This window comes from Klebsiella sp. NPDC088457, from assembly GCF_044900465.1.
In the GTDB taxonomy this organism is placed as follows: Bacteria; Pseudomonadota; Gammaproteobacteria; order Enterobacterales; family Enterobacteriaceae; genus Klebsiella.
In genome coordinates this window covers 111,921-131,266 of record NZ_JBJDNH010000010.1, presented here as the reverse complement: position 1 = coordinate 131,266, position 19,346 = coordinate 111,921, and the positions used below count along the sequence as shown (strand labels likewise).

20 protein-coding genes and 1 pseudogene are annotated in these 19,346 nt (G+C 55.4%); 12 read left to right on the top strand and 9 right to left on the bottom strand.

The window, feature by feature from the left end:
• The first annotated feature begins 51 nt into the window (after positions 1-51).
• Positions 52-396 (top strand): RidA family protein, encoded by a 345-nt coding sequence (locus tag ACI2JR_RS08830; protein WP_132724650.1) that lies wholly within the window; start codon positions 52-54, stop codon positions 394-396.
• On the opposite strand, the gene ACI2JR_RS08825 is transcribed toward ACI2JR_RS08830, so the two are convergent.
• Positions 397-582, bottom strand: a complete 186-nt coding sequence (locus ACI2JR_RS08825) for a YoaH family protein (RefSeq protein ID WP_132724652.1) — start codon at positions 580-582, stop codon at positions 397-399.
• Positions 583-670: 88 nt separating this feature from the next.
• Here ACI2JR_RS08825 and pabB point away from each other — a divergent pair, with 88 nt between their 5' ends.
• From pabB to ACI2JR_RS08805, 4 genes are all read left to right on the top strand, one after another.
• Complete coding sequence (gene pabB / locus ACI2JR_RS08820; RefSeq protein ID WP_462478350.1) at positions 671-2,026, top strand: aminodeoxychorismate synthase component 1; 1,356 nt, start codon at positions 671-673, stop codon at positions 2,024-2,026.
• A gap of 3 nt (positions 2,027-2,029) precedes the next feature.
• The gene (locus ACI2JR_RS08815) at positions 2,030-2,608 is read left to right on the top strand and encodes a CoA pyrophosphatase (RefSeq protein ID WP_462478349.1); all 579 of its coding nucleotides are present in this window, start codon (positions 2,030-2,032) and stop codon (positions 2,606-2,608) included.
• Positions 2,609-2,864: 256 nt separating this feature from the next.
• A complete protein-coding gene (sdaA, locus tag ACI2JR_RS08810; protein ID WP_462478348.1) occupies positions 2,865-4,229 on the top strand; it encodes an L-serine ammonia-lyase in 1,365 nt (454 codons plus the stop codon).
• Between the two features lie 132 nt (positions 4,230-4,361).
• Positions 4,362-5,930 (top strand): EAL domain-containing protein, encoded by a 1,569-nt coding sequence (locus tag ACI2JR_RS08805; RefSeq protein WP_462478347.1) that lies wholly within the window; start codon positions 4,362-4,364, stop codon positions 5,928-5,930.
• Positions 5,931-5,987: 57 nt separating this feature from the next.
• Here the strand turns inward: ACI2JR_RS08805 and yoaE are convergent, their stop codons facing one another.
• Positions 5,988-7,547: a CNNM family cation transport protein YoaE gene (gene yoaE, locus ACI2JR_RS08800; protein ID WP_132724662.1), complete on the bottom strand. Its 1,560-nt coding sequence runs from the start codon at positions 7,545-7,547 to the stop codon at positions 5,988-5,990.
• Between the two features lie 447 nt (positions 7,548-7,994).
• Between yoaE and manX the strand changes: the two genes are divergently transcribed.
• The 5 genes from manX to mntP all read left to right on the top strand — a co-directional run bounded on the left by manX (position 7,995) and on the right by mntP (position 12,188).
• Entirely contained in the window at positions 7,995-8,966 is a 972-nt protein-coding gene (gene manX / locus ACI2JR_RS08795; RefSeq protein ID WP_132724664.1) for a PTS mannose transporter subunit IIAB, read from the top strand.
• Positions 8,967-9,021: 55 nt separating this feature from the next.
• Complete coding sequence (locus ACI2JR_RS08790; RefSeq protein WP_132724666.1) at positions 9,022-9,822, top strand: PTS mannose/fructose/sorbose transporter subunit IIC; 801 nt, start codon at positions 9,022-9,024, stop codon at positions 9,820-9,822.
• A gap of 12 nt (positions 9,823-9,834) precedes the next feature.
• On the top strand, positions 9,835-10,686 hold the full coding sequence (locus ACI2JR_RS08785; protein ID WP_132724668.1) for a PTS mannose transporter subunit IID: 852 nt from the start codon (positions 9,835-9,837) through the stop codon (positions 10,684-10,686).
• A gap of 55 nt (positions 10,687-10,741) precedes the next feature.
• Positions 10,742-11,200 carry a DUF986 family protein gene (locus tag ACI2JR_RS08780; RefSeq protein ID WP_132726213.1) on the top strand — a complete coding sequence of 153 codons (459 nt, stop codon included), beginning with the start codon at positions 10,742-10,744 and terminating at the stop codon, positions 11,198-11,200.
• A 421-nt stretch (positions 11,201-11,621) separates the two neighbouring features.
• Positions 11,622-12,188 carry a manganese efflux pump MntP gene (gene mntP, locus ACI2JR_RS08775; RefSeq protein ID WP_132724670.1) on the top strand — a complete coding sequence of 189 codons (567 nt, stop codon included), beginning with the start codon at positions 11,622-11,624 and terminating at the stop codon, positions 12,186-12,188.
• Between the two features lie 3 nt (positions 12,189-12,191).
• Here mntP and rlmA read toward each other — a convergent pair whose 3' ends face one another.
• From rlmA to mgrB, 6 genes and pseudogenes are all read right to left on the bottom strand, one after another.
• A complete protein-coding gene (gene rlmA, locus ACI2JR_RS08770; protein ID WP_132724672.1) occupies positions 12,192-12,986 on the bottom strand; it encodes a 23S rRNA (guanine(745)-N(1))-methyltransferase in 795 nt (264 codons plus the stop codon).
• A 61-nt stretch (positions 12,987-13,047) separates the two neighbouring features.
• Positions 13,048-14,793, bottom strand: a complete 1,746-nt coding sequence (ftsI, locus tag ACI2JR_RS08765; protein ID WP_132724674.1) for a peptidoglycan glycosyltransferase FtsI — start codon at positions 14,791-14,793, stop codon at positions 13,048-13,050.
• Between the two features lie 191 nt (positions 14,794-14,984).
• Positions 14,985-15,194, bottom strand: coding sequence for a transcription antiterminator/RNA stability regulator CspE (gene cspE / locus ACI2JR_RS08760; RefSeq protein ID WP_001062678.1), 210 nt, complete (start codon positions 15,192-15,194; stop codon positions 14,985-14,987).
• Positions 15,195-15,206: 12 nt separating this feature from the next.
• A pseudogene (locus ACI2JR_RS08755) lies at positions 15,207-15,351 on the bottom strand (DUF2627 domain-containing protein).
• A 634-nt stretch (positions 15,352-15,985) separates the two neighbouring features.
• Positions 15,986-16,276, bottom strand: coding sequence for a YebO family protein (locus tag ACI2JR_RS08750; protein ID WP_132724676.1), 291 nt, complete (start codon positions 16,274-16,276; stop codon positions 15,986-15,988).
• A gap of 74 nt (positions 16,277-16,350) precedes the next feature.
• Positions 16,351-16,494: a PhoP/PhoQ regulatory lipoprotein MgrB gene (gene mgrB, locus ACI2JR_RS08745; protein ID WP_015584020.1), complete on the bottom strand. Its 144-nt coding sequence runs from the start codon at positions 16,492-16,494 to the stop codon at positions 16,351-16,353.
• Between the two features lie 159 nt (positions 16,495-16,653).
• Between mgrB and ACI2JR_RS08740 the strand changes: the two genes are divergently transcribed.
• Entirely contained in the window at positions 16,654-16,896 is a 243-nt protein-coding gene (locus tag ACI2JR_RS08740) for a YobH family protein (protein WP_132724678.1), read from the top strand.
• A 59-nt stretch (positions 16,897-16,955) separates the two neighbouring features.
• Here the strand turns inward: ACI2JR_RS08740 and kdgR are convergent, their stop codons facing one another.
• On the bottom strand, positions 16,956-17,747 hold the full coding sequence (gene kdgR / locus ACI2JR_RS08735; RefSeq protein WP_132724680.1) for a DNA-binding transcriptional regulator KdgR: 792 nt from the start codon (positions 17,745-17,747) through the stop codon (positions 16,956-16,958).
• Between the two features lie 177 nt (positions 17,748-17,924).
• Between kdgR and ACI2JR_RS08730 the strand changes: the two genes are divergently transcribed.
• Positions 17,925-19,298 carry an MFS transporter gene (locus tag ACI2JR_RS08730; RefSeq protein ID WP_132724682.1) on the top strand — a complete coding sequence of 458 codons (1,374 nt, stop codon included), beginning with the start codon at positions 17,925-17,927 and terminating at the stop codon, positions 19,296-19,298.
• Positions 19,299-19,346: the final 48 nt, after the last annotated feature.

Genomic DNA, 19,346 nt, shown 5'->3' with positions numbered 1-19,346 from the left:
ATTGTGGCAGTCTTGCCGCTGTCTGATGGAATAAAACCGAAGGAAACTAACATGACAATTACGCGTATCGATGCCGAAGCCCGCTGGTCTGATGTGGTGATCCACAACCAGACGATTTACTACACCGGCGTACCAGCAAACCTTGATGCGGACGCCTTTGAGCAAACCGCGAATACCCTGGCGCAGATTGACGCCGTGCTGGAAAAACAGGGTAGCAACAAGTCGCGTATTCTTGATGCCACCATTTTCCTCGCGGACAAAAGCGATTTTGCCGCGATGAACAAAGCCTGGGACGCCTGGGTCGTTGCCGGCCACGCCCCGGTACGCTGCACCGTTCAGGCCGCGTTAATGAAGCCGGAATACAAAGTCGAAATTAAAATTATCGCCGCGGCTTAATTACTCGTCTTCGTCTTCATCTTCAAAGCGCGCGACGATCCGATCTCCGGTATGCGTGGCGCGCAGTTCACTCGCCACCAGCGCAATGGCCTCACCGCTGCTCATCCCGTTAGCCATCAGTTCCTGAATACGTTCTACCGCTTGTTGCTGTTGCTCGTGGCTCAGCGAAGGTAAACCTGCAAACATGACTCACTCCTGCTACATTGTGTGGCGTAATTATTTCATGCCGCCCCCCTTTTACACCAGAGGACGGTAACGATTAGGATCGAGGAAGATGTTGTCCCCCGCTATTATTACCCTGCCATGGCACCCGGATGCTGCCGGGCGTTTCTTTACTCCTTTAAGCACCACGCCGTGGGCGATGCTGTTGCATTCCGGCTTTGCCGACCATCCGCATAACCGTTTTGATATTATCGTCGCTGAGCCACGCGCCACGCTGGTCACCCGCGGCGGGACAACCGCGATTGATGACGGCCAGACGCAAAGCCTTTCCACGGCCGATCCGCTGACGCTACTGCAGGCGCAGCTGGACCAGTGCGGACTCGCGCCGCAGGCGCATCCCCATCTGCCGTTCCTCGGCGGCGCTCTGGGACTGTTCGGTTACGATCTGGGCCGCCGTTTTGAATCCCTGCCCTCGCAGGCCGCGACGGATATCGCGCTGCCGGATATGGCCGTCGGTATTTATGACTGGGCGCTGACCGTCGATCATCAGCGCCGCGAAGTCTCGTTGCTTAGCTACGGCGATCCTCATGCCCGGCTCCGCTGGCTACAGGCGCAGTCCCCCGCGCCGGTGGTCCCTTTTGCCCTGACGTCGCCCTGGCGTTCAAATATGACCCGCGCGCAGTACGGCGAGAAATTCCGCCAGGTCCAGGCTTACCTGCAGAGCGGCGACTGCTACCAGGTCAACCTGGCGCAGCGTTTTCAGGCCAGCTACCGCGGCGACGAGTGGCAGGCATTTTGCCAGCTAAACCGTGCCAATCGTGCGCCGTTCAGCGCCTTTATTCGCCTGCGGGAAGGCGCCGTGTTGAGCCTGTCCCCCGAGCGCTTCATCCGCCTGGAGCAAGGCGCGATCCAGACCCGGCCGATTAAAGGCACCCTGCCGCGCCTGGCGGATCCGCGGGAAGACGCCCTGCAGGCGGCTAAACTGGCCGGCTCGCCAAAAGACCGGGCGGAGAATTTAATGATCGTCGACTTGATGCGAAATGATATTGGTCGGGTCGCCGAAGCCGGTAGCGTACGGGTTCCGGAGCTGTTTGTGGTGGAACCCTTCCCGGCGGTGCACCATCTGGTGAGTACGATTACCGCCAGACTGCCGGCTCATCTCGATGCCAGCGATCTGCTGCGCGCGGCGTTCCCCGGCGGTTCGATTACCGGCGCCCCCAAAGTGCGAGCGATGCAAATTATTGATGAACTCGAACCTCAGCGACGCAATGCGTGGTGCGGCAGTATCGGCTATATCAGCCGGTGTGGCAATATGGATACCAGCATTACTATTCGCACGCTGACGGCATTTCAGGGGCAACTGTACTGCTCAGCCGGCGGCGGCATCGTAGCGGACAGTGAAGAAGCGGCCGAATATCAGGAAACGTTTGATAAAGTGCATCGTATTTTGCAACAACTGGAGAGCTAGAACATGGCGGATAGCAGCCTTGAACTGGACGACTTTCTTTCGCGTTTTCAATTATTGCGCCCGCAGCCAACGCGCAACGCGCTGAATCAGCGCCAGGCGGCCGTGCTGGTGCCCATCGTTCGTCGGCCGCAGCCGGGGCTGCTGCTGACCCAGCGCTCGTCGCGGTTACGTAAACACGCCGGCCAGGTCGCCTTCCCGGGCGGCGCCGTCGATGACACCGACGCGACGCTTATCGCCGCCGCATTGCGCGAGGCGCAGGAAGAGGTCGCGATTCCTCCACACGCGGTCGAGATCATCGGCGTCCTGCCGCCGGTGGATAGCGTCACCGGCTTTCAGGTCACCCCGGTGGTCGGCATTATTCCGCCGAATCTCCGCTATCATGCCAGCCAGGACGAAGTGGCGGCGGTCTTTGAAATGCCCCTCGCCGAGGCGCTGCGCCTGGGGCGCTACCACCCGCTGGATATTCATCGGCGCGGCAATTCGCATCGCGTCTGGCTGTCGTGGTATCAGCACTATTTTGTCTGGGGGATGACCGCCGGCATTATTCGCGAGCTGGCCCTGCAAATCGGTATTAAGGCTTAGCTTTTCTCATCACTTCTGATGCGGTCGCCGCGCCGGCCGCGTTCACCGCCTTGCCGGTCGCGTCCCCCCGCGCGGCGGGTCGATACATTAGGATATATACTCAAAATGAGAAGGCGCTCTCATCATTAGTAATTTCTCCGTTATCCATTAGTTTAATTCATGTGAATAGTTAAGCTGATGGTGCGGTTCCCTCTTACACTATGGGCAGTTATCACATCGTTGCCGCTGCTGCGGTAACCCTGTCAGGAGTATTAGCGTGATTAGTATATTCGACATGTTCAAGGTGGGGATTGGTCCCTCATCTTCCCATACTGTAGGCCCGATGAAGGCCGGTAAACAGTTCGTCGATGACCTGGTCGAAAAGGGATTGCTGAATGAAGTGACCCGCGTGGCGGTGGATGTCTACGGCTCGCTTTCATTAACCGGCAAAGGCCACCATACGGATATCGCCATTATTATGGGACTGGCGGGCTATGAGCCGGCAACGGTCGACATTGACGCGATCCCGGCATTTATCCGCGACGTCGAAAGCCGCGGGCGTCTGCTGCTGGCGCAAGGGCAGCATGAAGTGGATTTCCCGCAGGATGACGGCATGCGTTTTCGGAGCGACAACCTGCCGCTGCACGAAAATGGGATGACGATTCATGCCTGGGCGGGCGACAAAGAGATCTACAGCAAAACGTATTATTCCATCGGCGGCGGTTTTATCGTCGACGAGGAGCATTTCGGCAAAGAAAGCGCCAATGAGCTGAGCGTACCCTACCCGTTCAAATCGGCGCAGGAGATGCTGGCATACTGCAAAGAAACCGGGCTGTCGCTCTCCGGCATGGTGATGCAGAACGAGCTGGCGCTGCACAGCAAGAAAGAGATTGAAGATTATTTTGCTAACGTCTGGCAAACCATGCGCGCCTGTATCGATCGCGGCATCAATACCGAAGGCGTGCTGCCTGGCCCGCTGCGCGTCCCGCGTCGCGCCTCTGCGCTGCGCCGTCTGCTGGTAGCCAGCGACAAGCTGTCCAACGATCCGATGAACGTCGTCGACTGGGTGAATATGTTCGCCCTCGCGGTCAACGAAGAGAACGCCGCCGGCGGGCGCGTCGTGACCGCGCCGACCAACGGCGCCTGCGGTATCGTGCCGGCGGTACTGGCCTACTATGACCACTTTATCGAATCCGTCAGCCCGGACATTTATATTCGTTACTTTCTGGCGTCCGGCGCCGTGGGCGCGCTGTACAAGATGAACGCCTCGATTTCCGGCGCGGAAGTCGGCTGTCAGGGCGAAGTCGGCGTGGCCTGTTCGATGGCGGCCGCGGGGCTGGCTGAACTCCTTGGCGCCAGCCCGGAGCAGGTGTGCGTCGCTGCGGAAATCGGTATGGAACACAATCTTGGCCTCACCTGCGACCCGGTCGCCGGCCAGGTGCAGGTTCCGTGCATCGAACGTAACGCAATTGCCTCCGTGAAGGCAATCAACGCCGCGCGTATGGCCATGCGCCGGACCAGCGAACCGCGCGTCTCGCTCGATAAAGTCATCGAAACGATGTATGAAACCGGTAAAGATATGAACGCCAAGTATCGCGAAACCTCCCGCGGCGGCCTGGCTATCAAAGTCCAGTGTGACTAAACGCTCTCTCGTAAAATGCGCCCGGGCCGGGCGCATTTTTCTTTTTTTCTTCGCTATTTATTTACCCCCCCTACCTTTGCGCTATGACGGTTGTTATCCTTAACAGAACTTAGAGTCGACAGGGTGTCGCGCATGCAAAATGCACAAAAGGTTATTACGACATACCGCCGTAAACGTATTGCCGTTTGTTTGATTGTCGCGCTCCTGACGCTCACAACGACGCTGGTCTTCCGATTTATTTCACAGCGCAGCCTAAATCAGCAACGCGTGCAGATAACCACCGGTCAGATGGTGGCGGCGATGGACGAAATTTTGCGCCCGCTGGCGGCTCAGCGCCTGTCGCTGCAGCAGCTGGTGGGGCAACCCTGCCGCGACGTGCAGCTGCCGCTGCGCAAGCTGGCGGCCTCGCTGCAAACGGTGCGGACAATCGCGCTGGTGAAATCCAATATCCTGTACTGCTCCAGTATCTATGGCGAGCGTAACATCCCCATTCATCAACGTCAGCCCATGCTCCCCGCCAGCCACCCGCTGCTGGCCTATGCCACCGACGGCTCGCTGCTGGTGGGTTCTCCGGTGTTAATTCAATGGTTCCCGGCCTCTTTGAGCGGCGCTGACGGCGTGCTGATGATGATTAACATCGAGCTGCTGGGGGAGTTAATTCTCAACGCAAAATCACCATTAATTACCGGTATTGGTCTGCGTGTCGGCAGCAGGAGTTTTATCAACGGTGTCGGCGTGGTCGAGCACGACGCCGGGCCGGGCGAGCAGATTATTTACAGCCAGAGCTCAACGCAGTTTCCGTTTACCATTAACGTCAGCGGTCCCGGCGCCTCGGCTATCGCCCTCAATGAACTCCCCGGCGTTCTACCGCTGGCGCTGATCCTGAGCCTGATGATGACCGGTATCGCCTGGCTGATGACCGCCGGCAGAATGAGTTTTTCCCGCGAAATCAGCCTCGGTATCGCCGCACGCGAATTCGAGCTATGGTGCCAGCCGCTGGAGAATCTGCGTACGCAACAATGCTGCGGCGTTGAGATCTTGCTGCGCTGGAATAATCCGCGTCGGGGAAATATCTCTCCGGAGGTCTTCATTCCTATCGCGGAAGGTTACAACCTGATCGTTCCGCTCACCCGCTACGTGATTGCGGAAACCGCGCGCCGGCTAGCCCTGTTCCCTGAGAATAAAGATTTTCATATTTCGATCAACGTCGCTGCTCGCCATTTCGCCAATGGCGAACTGCTGCGCGATCTGCATCACTACTGGTTTAGCGCCCACCCGATACAGCAGTTGGTGGTTGAACTTACCGAACGCGACGTGCTGCAGGATGGCGATCGGCATATGGCGGAGCATCTGCATTTTAAAGGCGTCCAGCTGGCGATCGATGACTTCGGCACCGGCAACAGCTCCCTGTCGTGGCTGGAAAAACTGCGTCCTGACGTGCTGAAAATTGATAAGTCTTTCACCAGCGCCATCGGCGTTGACAGCGTCAATGCGAAGGTGACGGATATGATTATCGCGCTTGCGCACCGCTTGAAAATTGTGACGATCGCTGAGGGGGTTGAGACGGAGGAGCAGGCGGAGTATCTGCGGCGCCACGGGGTCGATATCCTGCAGGGGTTCCGCTACGCCAGGCCCATGCCGATAGCGCAATTTCCACAGTGGCTGGCGGCCTCGCAGACGCGCCCGGCGGTGGATAATTAACCGGCCAGCCTCCGGGAGAGGCGGCTGGCCGACCGGCACACTACGTTTGTTTGCCGGTTACTCTTCTTCGTGGCTATCGGGCTGAGTCTTCACAACCCGCACCAGATCGACACGATAGTCGTTCGCTTCAAGGACCGTAAACTGCAGTGGCGCCCGCTCCACTACATCGCCGGTACGCGGGATATGGCCATTTACGGCAATCACCAGCCCGGCAACCGTGGCGATGTCTTCATCTTCATTGACGATGTCATCCAGGCCCACCGCCTGCTGTAAGGCGTGCAGGTCGGTTGAACCTTTGATCAACCAGCCGTCGCCGTCAGCGACAATTTCTGGCGTTTCATCAGCATCCGGGAATTCACCGGCAATGGCTTCCAGAACATCCAGCGGCGTCACCAGCCCCTGCACCACGCCAAACTCGTTGGTCACGATGACGAAGCTTCCGCGCGCGCGACGCAGCACGCCCAGCAGGTTGATCGGATCCAGTGTTTCCGGCACCACGATCGCCGGAGAGGCAGAAGCTAACGCCGCGACGTTCTCACCGCCCTCCAGCGCCACCAGCATCTCCTTCGCCCGCACGATACCAATGATTTCATCCAGCTCGCCCCGGCACACCGGGAACAGGCTGTGCGGCGAGGAGAGCAGCTGGCGACGAATTTCTTCTTCGCTTTGCTCCGCATCCACCCAGCTGATTTCACCGCGCGGGGTCATAATGCTGCGCAATGAGCGCTGCGCCAGAGTCAGAACGCCGTTAATCATATAGCGCTCTTCTTCGGCAAACGCCCCTTCCGGCACCGGCACCGGCGCCGGGCTGTCGCCATCATGGCTGACGGCGTGTTGCTTACGCCCACCCATCAGACGCAGGATCGCATCCGCCGTACGCGCGCGCAGCGGCAGCGTCGACTGGTGGCGAATAAAGTTACGTCGCGCCACCTGGTTGAAGAACTCAATGGTGATCGAGAAGCCAATCGCCGCGTACAGATACCCTTTCGGAATATGGAAACCGAAACCTTCAGCCACCAGGCTCAGGCCGATCATCAGCAGGAAGCTCAGACACAGCACCACCACCGTCGGATGCTGGTTGACGAAGCGGGTTAACGGCTTCGAGGCCAGCAGCATCATCATCATCGCAATGACCACCGCGGCCATCATCACCGGCAGATGATTCACCATCCCGACGGCGGTAATCACCGCATCCAGCGAGAAGACGGCGTCAAGCACCACGATTTGCAGCACCACTACCCAGAAACTGGCATAACCTTTGCCGTGGCCGGCATCATGCTGGCGGTTTTCCAGCCGTTCATGCAGCTCAGTGGTCGCCTTAAACAGCAAGAATATCCCCCCGAGCAGCATGATGAGGTCGCGCCCGGAAAAAGAGAGATCCGCAATGCTGAACAGCGGTTTGGTCAACGTCACCATCCACGAAATGACCGACAGCAGCCCCAGACGCATGACCAGCGCCAGCGACAGACCGATCAGACGCGCTTTATCACGTTGTTTCGGCGGCAGTTTATCCGCAAGGATGGCAATAAAGACCAGGTTGTCGATACCGAGCACGATCTCGAGGACGACCAGCGTCAACAAACCGATCCAGATCGAGGGATCCATTAAGAATTCCATGAGTTGCTCCAGTTAACGACCGACGGAGTCATCGCGATGTCATCCACGGCAGAGACAATCGTAGCGGGTAAAAAAGCGTAGCAGGTAGCGGCGGCAGAAAAGTGCCTGAAGGTGAAAAGACGTCGATGAGGGTCCATACAGCGGGCTATGCCCTATACTCCTGAGTAATTAAACGGAAGCTAAACATAGCAAAAAATGGAGGAAGATTGGAAAAAATTTTACCAGTCTTTGCAATAGGTAAGCCTATTTTTTGCGCTGCGAATTTATTGCTTGCAGATGCGTGATTAACGGATCTTCATCACATTAATTATTTTTTCACTATCTAAAATAATTCACGGTAGTAATTATTTTAGAACCTACACCCTCACTGAATCGATTTTGTCCGCAAGAATGATTCAGGATGTATCACAACAGATGATGCATTCACGATAATAAAGGAGGTAGCAAGTGACGATTGCTATTGTAATAGGCACACATGGTTGGGCTGCAGAACAACTGCTGAAAACCGCAGAAATGCTGTTGGGCGAGCAGGAAAACGTTGGCTGGATCGATTTCGTCCCTGGTGAAAACGCAGAAACGCTGATCGAAAAGTACAACGCACAGCTGGCAAAGCTGGATACAGCAAAAGGGGTGTTGTTTCTCGTCGATACATGGGGAGGCAGCCCGTTCAACGCTGCCAGCCGCATTGTCGTGGATAAAGAACATTACGAAGTGATTGCCGGCGTCAACATTCCGATGCTGGTTGAAACGCTGATGGCGCGCGACGACGATCCGTCGTTCGACGAGCTGGTGGCCCTGGCGGTAGAAACCGGTCGTGAAGGCGTGAAGGCGCTGAAAGCGAAAGCGGTGGAGAAAGCGGCCCCTGCTCCGGTTCAGGCTGCGGCGCCTAAAGCGGCAACGCCGGTGAAACCAATGGGGCCAAACGACTATATGGTGATCGGCCTGGCGCGCATCGACGACCGTCTGATTCACGGTCAGGTTGCTACCCGCTGGACCAAAGAAACCAACGTCACCCGCATTATCGTCGTGAGCGATGAAGTGGCGGCGGATACCGTACGCAAAACGTTATTGACACAGGTTGCTCCTCCGGGCGTCACGGCCCACGTTGTCGATGTGGCAAAAATGATCCGCGTCTACAACAACCCGAAATACGCAGGCGAGCGCGTCATGCTGCTGTTTACTAACCCTACCGACGTGGAACGTGTCGTTGAAGGCGGCGTGAAAATCACGACCGTCAACATCGGCGGGATGGCTTTCCGTCAGGGTAAAACGCAGGTGAACAACGCCGTTTCGGTCGATGAAAAAGATATTGAAGCATTTAAGAAACTGAATGCCCGCGGTATTGAACTGGAAGTCCGTAAAGTTTCCACCGACCAGAAACTGAAAATGATGGACCTGATCGGCAAGGTGAGCAAATAGCCCTGCGGGTCGGCCCCAATTTTCAACTTAAGACTTAATCAACAGGAGAAGTACAATGGAGATTACCCTTCTTCAGATTGTGCTGGTGTTCATCGTCGCGTGTATTGCGGGTATGGAGTCGGTACTTGATGAATTTCAGTTCCACCGTCCTCTGGTGGCCTGTACCTTAATCGGTATCGTTCTGGGCGACATGCAGAAAGGTATCATCATCGGCGGTACGCTGGAGATGATCGCCCTGGGCTGGATGAACATCGGCGCGGCCGTTGCACCGGATGCCGCGCTGGCGTCCATTATATCCACCGTTCTGGTTATCGCCGGCGGTCAAAGCATCGGCGCCGGTATCGCCCTGGCTATCCCGCTGGCGGCGGCAGGCCAGGTACTGACCATCATCGTGCGCACTATCACCGTGGCCTTCCAGCACGCGGCGGATAAAGCGGCGGAAAATGGCAACCTGACGGCCATCTCGTGGATCCACGTTTCGTCGCTGTTCCTGCAGGCAATGCGTATCGCCATCCCGGCCGTTATCGTGGCTATCTCCGTCGGGACCAGCGAGGTTCAGGGCATGCTGAACGCTATTCCGGAAGTGGTGACCAGCGGTCTGAACATCGCCGGCGGCATGATTGTAGTGGTCGGTTATGCGATGGTCATCAACATGATGCGCGCAGGCTACCTGATGCCATTCTTCTACCTCGGCTTTGTTACCGCGGCGTTCACTAACTTCAACCTGGTTGCTCTGGGTGTGATTGGCGCAGTCATGGCTATCCTCTACATTCAGCTGAGCCCGAAATATAACCGCGTAGCGGGTGCGCCAGCTCAGGCTGCTGGTAATAACGATCTCGATAACGAACTGGACTAACAGGTGAGCGAAATGGTTGATATGACTAAAAATACCACCGAGAAAAAACTCACTCCGAGTGACATTCGTGGCGTGTTCATTCGTTCTAACCTGTTCCAGGGGTCATGGAACTTCGAACGTATGCAGGCGCTGGGCTTCTGCTTCTCTATGGTACCGGCCATTCGTCGCCTGTACCCGGAGAACAACGATGCACGTAAGCAGGCTATTAAGCGTCACCTGGAGTTCTTTAACACCCACCCGTACGTCGCCGCGCCGGTACTTGGCGTTACGCTGGCGATGGAAGAGCAGCGCGCCAACGGCGCAGAGATCGACGATGGCGCCATCAACGGCATCAAAGTCGGTCTGATGGGGCCGCTGGCAGGGGTCGGCGACCCGATCTTCTGGGGTACCGTTCGTCCGGTATTCGCCGCGTTAGGTGCCGGCATCGCGATGAGCGGCAGTCTGCTGGGCCCGCTGCTGTTCTTTATCCTGTTCAACGCCGTCCGCCTGCTGACCCGTTACTACGGCGTGGCTTACGGTTACAGCAAGGGTGTGGATATCGTTAAAGATATGGGCGGCGGTTTCCTGCAGAAACTGACCGAGGGGGCGTCAATTCTCGGCCTGTTTGTCATGGGGGCGTTGGTTAACAAGTGGACGCACGTGAACATACCGCTGGTGGTGTCCAAAATCACCGGCGCGGATGGCCAGGTTCACGTCACCACCGTGCAGACCATCCTTGACCAGCTGATGCCGGGCCTGGTGCCTCTGCTGCTGACCTTCGCCTGTATGTGGCTGCTGCGGAAGAAAGTTAACGCCCTGTGGATCATCGTTGGCTTCTTCGTCATCGGTATCGTCGGCTACGCTATCGGCCTGCTGGGCCTGTAATTATCCTGTTGTCCGCCGGGGGCCTGCCCCCGGCTTTTTTTTAACTGGAGGATGGATGACACTCACGGACCTGGTGCTGATTCTGTTTATTGTTGTTTTACTGGCGTTTGCGATTTATGACCAGTTTATTATGCCGCGCCGCAACGGCCCGCTGCTCCTCGCTATCCCCCTGCTCCGCCGCAGCCGCGTCGACGGGATCATCTTCGTCGGCCTGACGGCCATACTGATTTATAACAACATTATCAGTCACGGGGCGCTAATAACCACATGGTTATTATCTGCACTGGCATTAATGGGCCTGTATTTGTTCTGGATAAGAACCCCTAAAATCATCTTCAAAGCGACGGGCTTTTTCTTCGCCAATATCTGGATTGAATATAAGCGAATTAAAGAGATGAATTTATCGGAAGATGGCGTGCTGGTGATGCAATTAGAGCAGCGACGCTTGCTTATTCGTGTACGAAATATCGACGATCTGGAAAAAATTTACAAACTTCTCGTTTCAACTCAGTAAGTTAAAAATATAGCGCAGGCTATATTCCCGCGAATTACGCCAGATGAATACATAGCCATGGCTATATTTCAGCTGGCCATTTCAACGATATTATTTAACGATTTATTGACCTATAAATTCAAATGAAAATCGTTATCATTTGGTTGCCGAAATAAACCAAAGCTGTTATTGTTTTATATTCTAAAAATATGTTAAGGTTGCGCCCGTCGTTGGGGAGTAGCCGATTTCCTGCCTGTCAGGAGATGTACGTGTCAACATACTCGTTGCAAAACGTGGCACGTACGGGTTGAAGAAGATGCTCAATCAGGCGAGACCATAGACACATCACTGCTGTACGCAATCCCCTGTCGTGGGCCGCGTTGCGTATATTTACTGGGGGTAGTGATGTGTCATATGGATTTTCCCCGGTCAGGACGCACTCATGAACATATCCGCGATGATTCTTCTTGCTTTTGGCATGTCCATGGACGCCTTCGCGGCTTCTATCGGTAAAGGCGCTACGCTACACCAACCTAAATTCTCCGAAGCCTTACGCACCGGGCTGATTTTCGGCGCCATCGAAACCCTGACGCCGCTCGTCGGCTGGGGTATGGGGATGCTCGCCAGTCAGTTTGTTCTGGAGTGGAATCACTGGATTGCCTTTGTCCTGCTGGTATTCCTCGGCGGGCGTATGGTGATTGAAGGTTTTCGCGGTACCGATGACGAAGCGTGCGAAGCCCCGCGCCGTCATGGATTCTGGTTGCTGGTCACCACCGCCTTCGCCACCAGCCTCGACGCAATGGCCGTCGGTGTTGGCCTGGCGTTCCTGCAGGTCAATATTATCGCCACCGCGCTGGCCATCGGCTGCGCGACGTTGATTATGTCAACCCTGGGGATTATGGTCGGGCGATTTATTGGCCCGCTGCTGGGCAAACGGGCTGAAATCCTTGGCGGTATCGTCCTGATTGGCATTGGCGGCCAGATTCTGTGGAGTCATTTCGCCGGTTAACGCTCAACCTTCACGCTGCCAGAAATGCACCATAAAGTCGGTCTGGCAGCCAAACGCGGCCTGTGCGCGTAATGTTGCACGCACCGCCGGTTTTGCCCGCCATGCGAAGGGCGTCATCTGCAACAACGCTTCGGCTTCATGCCCGGTCAGCTGCATCGGATAGGCCAACTGCTGCTGTTGACGCAGCGTAAACCCGGGCATCTCTTCGTTATTTTCCTCATGCAGCCGCACATCAGCATAAATCAGCCCTTTCAGTTCCAGCAGATGCCGCGGTCCCGGCGTGGCGGTGATGACCCAGCCGCCAGGCCTGACGACGCGCGCCAGCTCCTGCGCGTTGCAGGGCGCATAAATCCGAATCACCGCATCAAGGCTGGCGTCATCAAAAGGCAGGCGCTGGCTGGAGGCGACGCAAAAATTCACCTGCGGGTAGCGTTTCGCCGCGGCGCGAATCGCCGCTTTCGACACGTCCAGGCCCCAGCTGTTGGCGGCGATAGCGGCAAATGCATGGCTGTAATACCCTTCTCCGCAGCCGATATCCAGCAGGTCGACGGGGGCTACGCTGGCAAGAAATGCGCTGATGGCATCGCGGAGCGGTTGATAGTGTCCGGCGTCGAGAAACGCCCGCCGCGCCTGCATCATCTCCGCGCTATCGCCCGGATCGCGCGAGCGCTTGAACTGCACCGGCAGTAAATTGACATACCCCTCTTTCGCCAGATCGAACTGGTGCCGCTGCGGGCAAATATAGCTATTATCGCGCCGGGTAAGCGGCGCGTGGCAAAGTGGGCAACTGTATGACATGACAACTCCGATGTCGCTGAAAGGGCGAAAGTGTAGCGCTATTCGCCCTTTCAGACCACTGTTACAACGCCGGCGGCGCGGCCTCGCCGTTGTGCATCACGATCAGATTTTCCGAGCCCTGCGGCATCCCGTCCGGCATAACGTTCTCCAGGCGTAAAACGTCCCCCATGATCTGGCTGAATACCGGCGCCGAGATTGCCCCGCCGTAGTAGGCCCCGTTACCAGGGTCGTTAATCACCACCACCAGCGCGAACTGTGGATGACTGGCGGGCGCCACGCCTGCGGTATATGCCACGTATTTATCGATATATTTGCCATCCGGACCGATTTTTTTGGCGGTCCCGGTTTTTACCGCAATACGGTAATCACGCACGGCGGCTTTAGTCCCGCCGCCGCCCGGCAGCGCCACGCTCTCCATCATATGTTCCACCTCGTGGACGATCGGCTCTGGCATCACCCGGGTGCCAATCACCGGGGGGTCGATCCGGGTGATTGATAAAGGACGTTCAATGCCAAAACCGCCGATAGTGGCATAGACATGCGCCAGCTGCAGCGGTGTGACCATCAGACCATAACCAAAGGCAAAGGTCGCGCGGTCCAGTTGCCCCCAGTAGCGACGCTGCGGCATCAGCCCCGAGCTCTCGCCGGTCAGCCCCAGTCCGGTCGGGTCGCCAAAACCAAACGCTTTATAGGTATCAATAAGATGCTGCACCGGCATGGCCAGCGACAGATGGGAAACGCCGGTATCGCTGGATTTTTGCAGGATACCGGTCAACGTCAGCTCCGGGTAATAGCCGACATCGCGAATGCGGTGTCCATCGAGCACAAAGGGATGGGTATCCACCACGCTATCCGGCTGCACAATCCCCTGCTGGAGCGCCGTCATCACCACCAGCGGCTTGACCGTTGAGCCCGGCTCAAAGATATCGCTGATGGCGCGATTACGAAAATCATCCAGTTTGGCATCATCACGGTTATTGGGGTTAAAATCCGGATAGCTGGCCATCGACAGAATTTCGCCGGTGTCGATCTTAATCAACACCGCCGCGCCCGATTCCGCTTTATTCCAGTTCACGGCGTTATCCAGCGCATCTTCGGTCACCGTCTGCAGCCGTTCATCGATACTCAGCTGAATATTATGTGCCGGAACCGCCGCCTCTTCGGTAATATTCTCAATCACGTGGCCATGGCGGTCTTTGCGCACCAGTCGACGCCCCGGCATTCCGGTGAGCTGAGCATTAAAGCTTTTCTCAATCCCCTCAATACCCTGGTTATCGATATTGGTGAATCCCAGCAGGTTAGCCGCCACGTGCCCCGCGGGATAAAAGCGGCGCGATTCATCACGCAGATTGATCCCCGGCAGGTGCAGTTTGTCGATCCATTCGGCCTGCTCCGGGTTAACCTGACGAGCCAGATAGATAAACCGCATATGAGGATGACTCTCAACGCGTCTGGCCAGATCGCTCAGATTGAGATGCAGAGCCTCCGCCATCGCCTGCCAGCGCGGGCCATAGCCGACGCCGCCCTTTTGCATAATCGTTTGCGGGTCGGCCCAGATGGCGCTCACCGGCACGCTTACTGCCAGCGGGCGGTTCTCACGGTCGCTGATCGTTCCACGTTGCACATCGATGGGCTCTTCGCGCAATGAACGCATATCTTCTTGTTTAACAAGGTTATCTGGAGAAATTATTTGCAGCCAGGCCACCCGGCCTAACAGTATTCCGAGACAACCGAGAATAGCCACGCACAACAACCCAAAACGCACCGGGGTGAAATGAGCAGCTGACTTACTTTTGTTCTTTTGCACCGTAGCTCCAGCATTATTTTGCAACCATCTGATTTAACAGAAAATCAGCAAAACAAAATGCGAAACAGTGCTAATAAGGATGTTGTTTTGCAACAAAGCGCGACGGCGGGGGAAAAATGGAAATGTTTTGCAATAAAGACTAAAAAGCCCCGCAGAGGCGAGGCTTTTTCTACAAGATGAGTGGTCTTGAATCAGATAGCAGTAACGTTAACTGCTGCCGGACCTTTCTGGCCGTCCTGAATTTCGAACTCAACGTTCTGGCCTTCAGCCAGAGTTTTGAAACCGTTACCCTGGATAGCGGAGAAGTGTACGAACACATCTTTGCTGCCATCAGCCGGAGTAATGAAGCCAAAACCTTTAGACTCGTTGAACCACTTAACTTGACCTTTAATCTTTGCCATTTGCAAAATTCCTTAGACTGTTTTCTTCGCCCGTAGGCGCTTACATAGATAAAACTGACACATTACTGCATGAGGCACTAATATAAGGTTCGGCAGAGAAGCGGTATTCAACGACAACGTGTTTACTCAGGACTTCTTTACTGAAAATGCCACACATAAACAGAACTGTACCTCGTTTAACCCGAAAGGTGTTATCACATACAACGTAAATAATGGCAAGCCATTTTTAAACGTGTCTCGATCCCCCGCACAAATTATAAGGTAATCATTTGATCACCTGCACATTTATGCGTCTTTGCCGCCCTGGGCTACCCTCGCCGTCACGCCCGCCAGACAATATAGTTAGCCTGAACGTTGCAACTTTTTTACCATAGCTCAACAACTTCTGTTCGTCCAGGTACCCGGGCGTACGAACGGCCAATTTTCAGGGGTAACCATCCGCGGCTGTGCATAATGATGCGCATAAAAACGCATATCGATAGCTGAAAATGCGCTTGATTTAAGCCGTATAGCGATATAAAGCCGCGATCATGGCCAGGCTATAAATATTATTTATAGTACAATTGAAACGTGAACCATTAATGACAATATTTTTCGTCAGACAATTAAAACGCATGGTTATTATATTATTTGAGTAACTGCAAAATCAGTGAGGTTAGTAGAGAGAATTGCGAGCGCCAGCACATTAAGTGACATCAGATAAGTCACAAGGATGAGAAAAGATAAGAATAAGTTATAGCTAAAGGCGATAATACAGGCGCACACCGCGACGGTGCACACCTGTCCACGGGTTACCGTTCGGCGACGAGACGAATAAAGTCGTCATCGTCCTTGCCCTTCTCTCCCGTTGAAGTTTTGGCAACCTCTTCCTTTTCAGGCTCATTGGCTTCACAAAGACGACGCAGCAGCGCGTTTTGCCGCTTTTGCTGATCCAGTAAGGCCTGCAGCAGTGCAATCTGCTGATTGGTGCGCGAACTTGCGCGATTAACAAAAAACCATAACACCAGACCGACAAACAGCAGCACGATGGACAGCGCCAGTGATGCCAGATTAAAGATCCCAGGACTTAATAACTCACTCATTTCACCACCTCAAAGAGAAGGCGTTCATTCTACCACTCGCGCAGCAGAAGAAAATCGGTCGTCATAAAAATGTCTTACCAGGGGATGAACTTGTTGATCGTGCAGATGCCGCTGAAAAACTGTACATCCTGATCGCACATTACGTTAAGCATCTGAGTCCACAGCAATAAACAGCCTGCTATGATGACTATCAGCAAAACCCAGCGTACTTTTTTCACTCCACTCTCCGCATCAGTATCAGATGGTTCCAGGATAACATGAGCATCTTAAACCGCGGCTAACTGTAATACGAAAGGCAAGTTTAGGAATCATAGACTTGTTTCAAGGCGTGTAGCTGGCAAAATTAACGCAGGGATAATACAAATAATGAGGCAACAATGCGATTAATCATTCGTTCCATTGTCGTACTGGCTATCGTCTGGATTGGCATATTATTAAGCGGTTACGGCATCTTGATTGGCAGCAACGAGAACGCAGCGGGGCTGGGTCTTCAGTGCAAATATCTGACTGCGCGCGGCACCAGCACCGCACAATATGTCCATTCGGATAGCGGCATCATCGGGCTCACCGACTGCCCCGTGTTGCGTAAAAGCGCCACCGTTATCGACGACAAAGGCTAATGTTTTTGGGCTACAGCATGGGTTGCCGCTGTAGCCCACGAACCAGAACGCCATTGCGATCAGAATGGATAGTCGTTGTACCCCATCTGTTCAGAAATCTTACGCGCCGCGGTATGTAACATCGCCACGTATTCGTGCAAACGTTCTTCCGAGAAACGCAGGGTCGGGAACGAGATGCTCAGCCCGGCGATCACCACGCCAAAGCGGTCGAATACCGGCACGCCGATGCAGCGCAGCCCCTCTTCCTGCTCTTCGTTATCTTCGCCATACCCCTGCTGACGCACCTGATCAAGCACCCGCAGCAGCTCCTCGGTACTGGTAATCGTCCGGTCGGTGCTCCGTTTGTACTCGACGCCTTCCAGAATCTGCTCAACTTCGCCACGATCGCGCCACGCCAGCAGCACTTTACCAATAGCGGTGCTATACAGCGGGTTGCGACGACCAATACGCGAATACATGCGCAGGTTGTACATCGAGTCTATTTTGTGGATATAGACAATGCTGTCTTCATCCAGCGCCCCCAGGTGAATAGTCTCTTTCGTCAGGCGTGAAAGTTCACGCATCTGGATGTCGGCACTGCGTACCAGATCGACATTCTGTAACGCGCGAGCGCCGAGTTCGAACAGCTTCAGCGTCAGCGAGTATTTCTCTGACTCGCCTTCCTGAGCCACATAGCCCAACGATTTCATGGTCTGCAAAAAGCGATAAACGGTGCTTTTTGACATCATGACGCGCTGGGATAGTTCGGTTATGCCAATTTCACGCTCTTCACCAAGCGCCTGCAGAATGCCAAAAACCTTCAATACCGAAGAGACAGAATCTGGCTGCTTATCCAAATCTGCAACTGCCATTTATCACCTCATCGTAACTGTTTTATAAAATTTAGAACCGGTTTTTATTATAAATTCGCATTACGGTAGCCGCAATCGTTCTTCTGCTCATTCGTTACAAATCTGCGACATACAGCCGAATAATCAATGCTAAAATCATTATCCAGAGAATAGTCACCACTAAGACGCACATTTAACATGGATAAAAACATTCCCGATGGCCTGCCTTTGCCGCAGCGCTACGGCGCCATCCTGACCATCGTTTTAGGCCTGGCAATGGCGGTACTCGACGGGGCAATCGCCAACGTGGCGCTGCCCACCATCGCCAGCGATTTAAATGCCTCCCCGGCCGCCTCAATCTGGATCGTCAACGCCTACCAAATCGCTATCGTTATCGCGCTGCTGCCGCTCTCATTTTTAGGCGACATGGTCGGCTATCGACGGATCTATAAAATCGGCCTGGCGCTCTTTACCTTCACCTCCCTGGCCTGCGCCCTCTCCTATAGCCTCGAGATGCTGACCCTCGCGCGCGTGGCGCAGGGTCTGGGCGGAGCGGCTCTGATGAGCGTCAATACGGCGCTGATTCGCCTGATCTTCCCGCAGCGTTTTCTCGGCCGCGGGATGGGGATTAACTCCTTTGTGGTTGCCGTTTCATCCGCAGCCGGCCCCACCATTGCCGCGGCGATCCTCTCCGTCGCCTCATGGCAGTGGCTCTTTTTAATCAATATCCCGCTGGGAATCGTTTCGCTGATCCTCGCGATGCGCTACCTGCCAGCAAATACCGGACGGAGTAAAATTACCCGCTTCGATCTCCCCAGCGCGATCATGAACGCCCTGACCTTTGGCTTACTGATCACCGCGCTCGGCGGATTTGCTCAGGGCCAGTCCGGCCAGCTGGTGCTCGCGGAAGTGGTTGCGATGCTGATCATCGGCTTCTTCTTCGTCCGCCGCCAGCTGCAGATGACGGTTCCTCTGCTCCCCATCGACCTGCTGCGGATCCCGCTTTTTTCACTCTCCATTTGCACCTCGATTTGTTCATTCTGCGCGCAGATGCTGGCCCTCGTTTCCCTGCCCTTCTTCCTGCAGTCGATGATGGGGCGCAGCGAAGTGGAAACCGGACTTCTGCTGACGCCATGGCCGTTAGCGACGATGGTGATGGCGCCGCTGGCAGGGTATCTGATTGAGAAAGTCCACGCGGGACTGCTGGGCGCACTCGGTCTGCTGGTGATGGCCTGCGGCCTGTTCGGTCTGGCGCTGCTGCCCGCATCACCTTCCGACCTGGATATCATCTGGCGGATGGCGCTTTGCGGCGCCGGTTTTGGTCTGTTCCAGTCGCCGAATAACCATACGATAGTCTCTTCCGCACCGAGCCATCGCAGCGGCGGCGCCAGCGGAATGCTGGGAACCGCGCGCCTGCTCGGACAAAGCATCGGCGCGGCGCTGGTCGCGCTTTTGCTTAATTTAGAGGGCAACAGCGGCACCCACAGCGCGCTGCTGCTGGCCGGCGGGCTAGCCGTCATTGCCGCGACCGTCAGCGGGCTTCGCGTGACCCAGCCCCGTCCGGGCAGATAGTCGCCCTCAGGTTTCAGGTAAAAAAAATCCGCGGCCCTGAAGCCGCGG

What these genes read in the sequence shown, in the direction of transcription:
- ACI2JR_RS08830 (WP_132724650.1), top strand. Translation starts at nt 52, where the DNA reads ATGACAATTACGCGTATCGATGCCGAAGCCCGCTGGTCTGATGTGGTG.
- ACI2JR_RS08780 (WP_132726213.1), top strand. Translation starts at nt 10,742, where the DNA reads ATGACACTCACGGACCTGGTGCTGATTCTGTTTATTGTTGTTTTACTG.
- ACI2JR_RS08730 (WP_132724682.1), top strand. Translation starts at nt 17,925, where the DNA reads ATGGATAAAAACATTCCCGATGGCCTGCCTTTGCCGCAGCGCTACGGC.
- ACI2JR_RS08815 (WP_462478349.1), top strand. Translation starts at nt 2,030, where the DNA reads ATGGCGGATAGCAGCCTTGAACTGGACGACTTTCTTTCGCGTTTTCAA.
- ACI2JR_RS08790 (WP_132724666.1), top strand. Translation starts at nt 9,022, where the DNA reads ATGGAGATTACCCTTCTTCAGATTGTGCTGGTGTTCATCGTCGCGTGT.
- ACI2JR_RS08785 (WP_132724668.1), top strand. Translation starts at nt 9,835, where the DNA reads ATGGTTGATATGACTAAAAATACCACCGAGAAAAAACTCACTCCGAGT.
- mntP (WP_132724670.1), top strand. Translation starts at nt 11,622, where the DNA reads ATGAACATATCCGCGATGATTCTTCTTGCTTTTGGCATGTCCATGGAC.
- kdgR (WP_132724680.1), bottom strand. Translation starts at nt 17,747, where the DNA reads ATGGCAGTTGCAGATTTGGATAAGCAGCCAGATTCTGTCTCTTCGGTA.
- yoaE (WP_132724662.1), bottom strand. Translation starts at nt 7,547, where the DNA reads ATGGAATTCTTAATGGATCCCTCGATCTGGATCGGTTTGTTGACGCTG.
- ACI2JR_RS08750 (WP_132724676.1), bottom strand. Translation starts at nt 16,276, where the DNA reads ATGAGTGAGTTATTAAGTCCTGGGATCTTTAATCTGGCATCACTGGCG.
- pabB (WP_462478350.1), top strand. Translation starts at nt 671, where the DNA reads ATGTTGTCCCCCGCTATTATTACCCTGCCATGGCACCCGGATGCTGCC.
- ACI2JR_RS08805 (WP_462478347.1), top strand. Translation starts at nt 4,362, where the DNA reads ATGCAAAATGCACAAAAGGTTATTACGACATACCGCCGTAAACGTATT.
- rlmA (WP_132724672.1), bottom strand. Translation starts at nt 12,986, where the DNA reads ATGTCATACAGTTGCCCACTTTGCCACGCGCCGCTTACCCGGCGCGAT.
- ACI2JR_RS08825 (WP_132724652.1), bottom strand. Translation starts at nt 582, where the DNA reads ATGTTTGCAGGTTTACCTTCGCTGAGCCACGAGCAACAGCAACAAGCG.
- ACI2JR_RS08740 (WP_132724678.1), top strand. Translation starts at nt 16,654, where the DNA reads ATGCGATTAATCATTCGTTCCATTGTCGTACTGGCTATCGTCTGGATT.
- cspE (WP_001062678.1), bottom strand. Translation starts at nt 15,194, where the DNA reads ATGGCAAAGATTAAAGGTCAAGTTAAGTGGTTCAACGAGTCTAAAGGT.